The organism is Amycolatopsis sp. NPDC034160, assembly GCF_055575355.1.
Window position 1 is genome coordinate 639,928 of sequence record NZ_JBVISU010000003.1, and the last position, 6,774, is coordinate 646,701.

A 6,774-nucleotide genomic window follows, 5' to 3' on the forward strand; every position below is an offset into this window, starting at 1 on the left:
CGCGTCACCCCTGTAGTAATTCAGTCATGACCGGCACCACCACGGAGGGCGTCTCGACGGCTCCCACAGACTCGATCGAACGAAGAAGCGGGCGCGAAAGAGTATCCGGCTGGCTGGCCGGCGACTACGGCAAAGTCCTTTTGGCCGTCCTGGTATGGAATGTCGCACTGACCACTCTGGCGTGGCTGTTCGGTCCCTCCACTCCATCGAGCGAGGGCATTCCCCAGACAGGTATCGGCTCGACGCCGAGCCCGCTCTCCCACACCTACCGCTGGGACGCGGGCAACTACGGCGAGATCGCCGAACACGCGTACACGGGCAGTTTCGTGCCGGTCCGCGCGTTCTACCCGGTGTTCCCGCTCTGCGTATGGCTGGTCAAGACCCTCAGTTTCGGCACCCTGGGGCTGCTCACGGCCGGGTTCATCGTCAACCTGATCGCGACCTGGCTGGCCTGCGTCGCACTGCTCAAGATCTCCCGGTTCTTCCTCACCGCCACTCGTTCGCACTGGCTGGTCGTCGCCGCGTTCCTGACCGCGCCCGCCGCCTTTTTCCTGCACTCGTTCTACAGCGAAGCGGTGTTCTGCGCCCTTGGCTTCTGGTCGTACCTCTTCGCGTTACGGCGCCAATGGCTGTGGATGGGACTGTGCCTGATCCCGCTCACCGCGTCACGGATCACCGCCGCGGTGTTCATCGGGCTGTGCTTCCTCGAGTTCTGGCGCTCCGTCGGCTGGAAACCGCGCGGCCTGCTGTCCTGGACGATCCTCTGGTTCCCGGTCGCCTATCTCGGCCTCGCCGCGCACATGCTGTACATGAAATTGCAGACCGGCAGCGCGACGGCGAGCTTCACCGCGCTCGAGAGTGCCGGCACCTGGTCGTACCACAAGTTCAACCCGAACGTCCTCGCCACGGCGCTGACGGAATCGAGGATCACCGCGAGCGCCCTTCTCGGACACACTCCGATGACCGCGTGGACGTTGATGAGTCATGTGCTGCCGACACTCGGCCTGGTCCTGCTCTTGGCGGCTTCCGTCTATTTCTTCGTCGCATTGCGATCGAACGGCCTGCCGCTGGCGCTGTTCGGGATCGCCTCGCTGGTGATGTTGACGCTCAACAGCAACGTCGTCTCGGTGCACCGGTACCTGCTCCCTTGTCTGGTCATGTACCTCGCATTGGTGCTTTTGGCCGAACGGCGACCGAAACTGCGCGGCGCGGTTTACGCGACGTTGTACTTCAATTCGTTGATCTGCGGCGCGATCTTCATCCGCTTCGCAGCCGGTCACTGGGCAGGCTGAGAACACCTGCGGGCCGGGGGAAAGCCATTCCGCCGATCTCCTAGAATCAACTCCGTTCTGGCCGTGAGACTCACTCACCGCCTTGTCTCGTAAACCGCACCAGGGGGGTATTCAGTGCCCGCGGACCACGACAGACGCCGAATCGCGTTCATCTTCCCGATCTACAACGAGGAAGAGAACATCGAACTCCTCCACCGCACGGTGGAGGAGACGATCACGGCGCTCGTCGACGAATACGACTTCAGTTTCGTCTACATCGACGACGGCAGCAGCGATCGTTCGATGGACGTGCTCGCCGCGCTGAGCAGGCGCGACGACCGGGTCACCGTGATCGAGCTTTCCCGCAATTTCGGCCACCAGCTGGCGGTCACCGCCGGACTCGACCTGGTGGACGCGGACGCGGCGATCATCATGGACAGCGACCTGCAGGACCCGCCGAGGGTGGCACTGGAACTGATCGAGAAGTGGGAAGAAGGCTTCGACGTCGTCTACGCGCAGCGTCGCTCGCGCCAGGATTCGGTGTTCAAGAGGTTCACCGCCGGCGCCTTCTACTGGTTTCTCCGGAAGATGGCGTCGGTCGACATTCCCCGCAACACCGGCGACTTCCGGTTGATCGACCGCAAGGTCGTCGACGAGCTGCGGAAATACCGCGAACGGGATCGGTTCCTGCGCGGGCTGGTCAGCTACGTCGGCTTCAAGCAGACAGCGGTCCTGTTCGACCGCGACAAGCGGCACGCGGGCGTGACCGGCTACCCCCTGCGGAAAATGCTCCGCTTCGCCGCGGACGGCATCCTCGGCTTCTCCGTCGCGCCGCTGCGGATGATCAGCCGGCTCGGGTACCTGATCTCGCTGCTCAGCTTCCTCGGGATTCTCTACGTGCTCGGGGTCAAACTCTTCGCGCCGGCCACCGCCGTGCCGGGCTGGGCCTTCATCACCGCCGCGATGTTCTTCCTCGGCGGTATCCAGATCATCATGCTCGGCGTGCTCGGCAGCTACATCGGCCGGACGTACTCCCAGGTACAGAACCGCCCGCTCTACGGCGTCGCGTCGGTCCGCACCGGTTCGCCCGACCTCGCGGCCGCCAAGTCCGGAAACACCGCACGGTGAAGCCGATCAGCGGCACCCAGGTCCGCTTCGGCGTCGTCGGAGTCGTCAATACCGCGGTCGACGCGCTCGGATACGCCTTGCTGGCCACACTCGGCGTCCCGATGTTCGTCGCGAACTTCATCTCGACCACGGCGGGCATGCTCCTGAGCTTCACGCTCAACCGGAATTTCACCTTCCGCGCGAAGGACGGCGACATCCGGCGTCAGGCCGTCCTCTTCTTCGCCGTGACCGCGTTCGGCCTGTGGGTCGTGCACGCCGCGGTGATCTTCGCGGTCACCAAGCTGTTCCCCGGGATCAACGTGTTCATCCCGAAACTGGGCGCGATCGCGGTCGGCATGGTGTGGAACTACCTGCTGTACAAGAAGATCGTCTTCCGGCAGAGCACAGCCGAACCCGCGGTCGTCCAGCCTGGCTCCCAGCCGGGCTGAACCGCGGCGCCGACAGTAGGCTGGTCGCACCTGTTGTCGCCGAAGGGCCCCGCGAAATGGTCATGGATCTCCGAGAAACCGAAGTCGTCACGCGGATATCCGCGAATATCGATACCGGCGATTTCGCGACGGCGGCCGCGCTGGGTGAACGCTTCATCGGCGAGTTCGAGGCCACCGAACTGGAGATCTGCCGCGCGGACCCGGAAGGCGGCTGGAAGGGCTACGCGGTTTCCGTCGGTTATCGCACCCCGCCCGCGGACGGCGAGGAGCTCGCCGACACCCTGCACCGTGCCGTGATACCGGCGCTTTTCCATTTCGGCCTCAACGCGGAATTCTTCGAAATCCACGGCACACCGGAAACCGGTCAATACGGAAGTTACGACGCTTACGACACCGAAGGCGACGGCTACACGCTTTATTCGCTCATGGCGAGCGTCGGCGGCACCGATCCGCGTGAACCCGCCTACGTCCCCCGGCACGATTTCACCCCGCGCGCGGAAACCGATGTCATCTCGCGAGTGCATCTTTACGTCCCCACCGGCGATCTGCGGCAGGCCGTGGGGCTCTGCGGCAGACCGGCGACCGACCTTTCGGCGTCGCTGGTCCGGATCAACACCGACGCGGGGCCGTGCGAAGCGGTGCTGATGTCGGCTTTTCCGGCCGTCGCGGGCGAAAGTGGCGATGAGGCACTCAGCCGGGTCACGAACGAGGTGACCGAACGCCTCTCGCACGTCGACATGTCCGTCCGGGCCATCCACACCGGACTGGAAGACGATCCGTTCTCCACGGAACCGGGTTAGCGAGGCTCGCGAGTGTTCTGGGTCGTTCTAACGAACCTTCCCTTGGGTAACTACTCGTGGCCTGCGGTCTTGATGGTGTGGCATCAACCCGCAGCCGGAACCACGTAGGTCCTAAGACACCCTTGGCTCTTACGACCCAAAACACTCACGACGTCGCTAGCGCGCCTTCCACTTGACGGCGAGGGAGGCCAACCGTTCCACATCGGTGCGCCGCTGATCGGTGAACGTCCGCTCGGCCGCGGGCCGGAGCCGCCACCGAAGGATCGCGAGCACCTCCGCCAGCTGTTCCCCGTCGAACAGAAGCGTCGCCAAAAGGACTTGCTTCGCCTCGCGCAGCTGACCGAGTTTCGCCCCGAGACCAGGCGAGGAAGCGTTCTCCAGCAACACATCCAGCACCCACAGCACCAGTTCCCGCGGCGCGATCCACCAGGACTCCGGTCGGCTTTCTTCGGAGAACAGGAAGTATCCCAGCGGGGATCGCCCCGGCATCGGCTCGGCGGAAGCCCAGTTCAGCTCCGCCCACCAGTCCGCGTATCGGGCCAGTTCGGCGACGCGCGGGAGCATCCAGTCGGCCAGGTCACCGGCGGCGACCGCGCTTTCGGCCGCCGGGTAGAGCTCCGTGCGCAGTACTCGGATGAGTTCCGGTGCCCGCTCCTCGAACGCGCCGATCCCGAAGAGGGTGAAACCGCGGTATTCGACCAGCTCCGCCCTCAGCTCAGGATCGGTCACGCGTTCGGTGAGCACGTCGATGACCCAGCCGATCACCCCGCTCGAGGCGTTCCACCAGAAATCCGGATGGGACGGCTCGACGGTGTCCAGGAAGATGTCGCCCGACACCGGGCGTCAGCCGCCGTGGGCGGCGAGTCGTTCTTCGCGGTCCGCGGTGATGAGCGCGTCCAGCACGTTGTCGAGGTCGCCGTCGAGGACCTGGTCCAGGTTGTAGGCCTTGTAGTTCACCCGGTGATCGGCGATGCGGTTCTCGGCGAAGTTGTAGGTGCGGATCCGCTCGGAGCGGTCGACGGTGCGGACCTGCGAGCGGCGCGCGTCCGACGCCTTCGCGGCGGCCTCTTCCTCGGCGATCGCCTGGAGGCGGGCCTGCAGCACCTGCAGGGCGCGGGCCCGGTTCTGGATCTGCGACTTCTCGTTCTGGCACGAGACGACCACACCGGTCGGGAGGTGCGTGATGCGCACCGCCGAGTCGGTCGTGTTCACGCTCTGGCCACCGGGGCCGGACGAGCGGTAGACGTCGATCCGCAGGTCGTTCGGGTCGATCTCGACCTCGACGTCCTCGGGTTCGGGGTAGATGAGCACGCCGGACGCGGAGGTGTGGATGCGGCCCTGCGATTCGGTGGCGGGCACGCGCTGCACGCGGTGCACCCCGCCTTCGAACTTCAGCCGGGCCCAGACGCCGTCGACGTCGGCCGAGCGGCTCTTGATGGACACGGTGACGTCCTTGAAACCGCCGAGATCCGAGTCGACCGAGTCGAGGACCTCGGCCTTCCAGCCGTGACGCTCGGCGTAGCGCAGGTACATGCGCAGCAGGTCGCCGGCGAACAGCGCCGACTCCTCGCCACCTTCACCCGATTTGATCTCCATGACCACGTCGGAACCGTCGTACGGGTCGCGCGGCACGAGAAGTTCGGAAAGCCTGGCCTCGAGCGCGGGGATCTTGGCGGTGATCTCCTCGGCCTCGGCCGCGAAGGCGGCGTCTTCCGAGACGAGCTCCTTCGCCGCTTCGAGGTCTTCGCGGGCGGCGCCGAGCTCGCGGATCGTCTTCACGACCGGGCTCAGCTCCGCGTAGCGGCGGCCGAGCTTGCGTGCCCTCGCCTGGTCGGCGTGCACGGACGGGTCGGCCAGCTGCTTCTCCAGCTGGGCGTGCTCCTCGAGCAGACCCTTCAGCGAACTCGAATCCACCACTCCACCTCTCTACGGCCGTCGGACAAGGCGAACGCCTGCGAAACCATGAAAAACGGCGCCTACCCGGACATGCGGGTAGGCGCCGTCGTTCAAGCTACTTGGCGTCTTCGGCCTTCTTGCGCTTGCCGTAGCGAGCCTCGAAGCGCGCGACGCGGCCGCCGGTGTCCATGAGCTTCTGCTTGCCGGTGTAGAACGGGTGGCAGTTCGAGCAGATCTCGACGTGGAGGTTGCCGGAGGTCTTGGTGCTGCGCGTGGTGAATTCGTTGCCGCAGTCACAGTTGACGTGCGTGACAACGTACTCGGGGTGAATACCGCTCTTCATGGTGTCCTCTCTCGTTGGCCCCGGGTCCCCAGTGCGGGGTGAACCGGTGCCGGACTTCAGCGGATGATTTTGCCAGATGCGCTGGCAGTGAGGTTAACGCACCCCTCCCCTGGCATATTCCAACACGTTGAGTTATCAACTATCGACGCGGAGTTGTACGAAATTTGTACTTGATCACGCGAAGGTCCTCTTGTTGGTAATTCCTCAACAGGAGGGGCTGATCATGCGCACCATCCTCGCCAAGGTGGCGAAGCCGGCGTCCATCGCCGCGCTGGCCATCGCGGCCCTCGCCATGGCACCGGTAGCCGGAGCCGCTCCGGCCGCTCACGACGCGAGCGCCACCATCACCGCGGCCGACATCAACCCGGCGGCCGGCACCTTCACCACGGTGCCCGAGGGCGACCTCTCGATCCAGGGCGCCGGGGACGGCACTCCCGCCGGCGCCGTCCAGTGGTTCAAGAACCACGCCGGCTCCACCGCGTACCAGGGCCTCTGCGAGAAGGCCGTCGAGAACGCTTACGGCACCACCGGCGTCTGGGCCTCGGCCAACGCGCACTGGAACGGCGCGAGCCCGAAGCACACGACCGGGACGCCGCCGAAGGGCGCCTTCGTGTACTGGAACATCAGCCAGTGGGGCCACGTCGGCATCGCCGACGGCTCCGGCGGGATCTACGCCTCCAGCATCGGCGGCAAGATCGGCCACGCTTCGAGCGTGCACTACTTCAACAACTACCGCGGCTGGACCCCTGCCGCGGTTCCGCATCGCTGAGCTCAGCTGGGCCTTCGGTCTCGTGAGTGGTAATGACGGTTCTAACCGTCATTACCACCCACGAGACCGCACCCAAAGTTCTGTCGCGCGCGGTGCTCTCGGCAATCGCCGGGCCAAAGTGGTCGGGGTGGTCGTGGAG

General features: G+C 65.4%; 8 protein-coding genes. 5 read left to right on the plus strand and 3 right to left on the minus strand.

What is annotated here, in order from left to right:
- Positions 1-26: 26 nt before the first annotated feature.
- The 4 genes from ACZ54P_RS11610 to ACZ54P_RS11625 all read left to right on the plus strand — a co-directional run bounded on the left by ACZ54P_RS11610 (position 27) and on the right by ACZ54P_RS11625 (position 3,627).
- A complete protein-coding gene (locus tag ACZ54P_RS11610) occupies positions 27-1,292 on the plus strand; it encodes a mannosyltransferase family protein (protein ID WP_465461433.1) in 1,266 nt (421 codons plus the stop codon).
- Positions 1,293-1,406: 114 nt separating this feature from the next.
- Entirely contained in the window at positions 1,407-2,399 is a 993-nt protein-coding gene (locus tag ACZ54P_RS11615; RefSeq protein WP_465461434.1) for a glycosyltransferase family 2 protein, read from the plus strand.
- Positions 2,396-2,827, plus strand: coding sequence for a GtrA family protein (locus ACZ54P_RS11620; RefSeq protein ID WP_465461435.1), 432 nt, complete (start codon positions 2,396-2,398; stop codon positions 2,825-2,827). Before ACZ54P_RS11615 ends, ACZ54P_RS11620 begins: the two co-directional genes overlap by 4 nt.
- A gap of 62 nt (positions 2,828-2,889) precedes the next feature.
- Positions 2,890-3,627 carry a hypothetical protein gene (locus tag ACZ54P_RS11625; RefSeq protein ID WP_465461436.1) on the plus strand — a complete coding sequence of 246 codons (738 nt, stop codon included), beginning with the start codon at positions 2,890-2,892 and terminating at the stop codon, positions 3,625-3,627.
- Positions 3,628-3,783: 156 nt separating this feature from the next.
- Here the strand turns inward: ACZ54P_RS11625 and ACZ54P_RS11630 are convergent, their stop codons facing one another.
- The 3 genes from ACZ54P_RS11630 to rpmE all read right to left on the minus strand — a co-directional run bounded on the left by ACZ54P_RS11630 (position 3,784) and on the right by rpmE (position 5,866).
- Complete coding sequence (locus ACZ54P_RS11630; protein WP_465461437.1) at positions 3,784-4,464, minus strand: hypothetical protein; 681 nt, start codon at positions 4,462-4,464, stop codon at positions 3,784-3,786.
- Between the two features lie 6 nt (positions 4,465-4,470).
- The gene (gene prfA / locus ACZ54P_RS11635) at positions 4,471-5,541 is read right to left on the minus strand and encodes a peptide chain release factor 1 (protein ID WP_465461438.1); all 1,071 of its coding nucleotides are present in this window, start codon (positions 5,539-5,541) and stop codon (positions 4,471-4,473) included.
- A 97-nt stretch (positions 5,542-5,638) separates the two neighbouring features.
- The gene (gene rpmE, locus ACZ54P_RS11640; protein WP_007028345.1) at positions 5,639-5,866 is read right to left on the minus strand and encodes a 50S ribosomal protein L31; all 228 of its coding nucleotides are present in this window, start codon (positions 5,864-5,866) and stop codon (positions 5,639-5,641) included.
- Between the two features lie 223 nt (positions 5,867-6,089).
- Here rpmE and ACZ54P_RS11645 point away from each other — a divergent pair, with 223 nt between their 5' ends.
- Complete coding sequence (locus tag ACZ54P_RS11645; protein ID WP_465461439.1) at positions 6,090-6,635, plus strand: CHAP domain-containing protein; 546 nt, start codon at positions 6,090-6,092, stop codon at positions 6,633-6,635.
- The last annotated feature ends 139 nt before the right edge of the window (positions 6,636-6,774 follow it).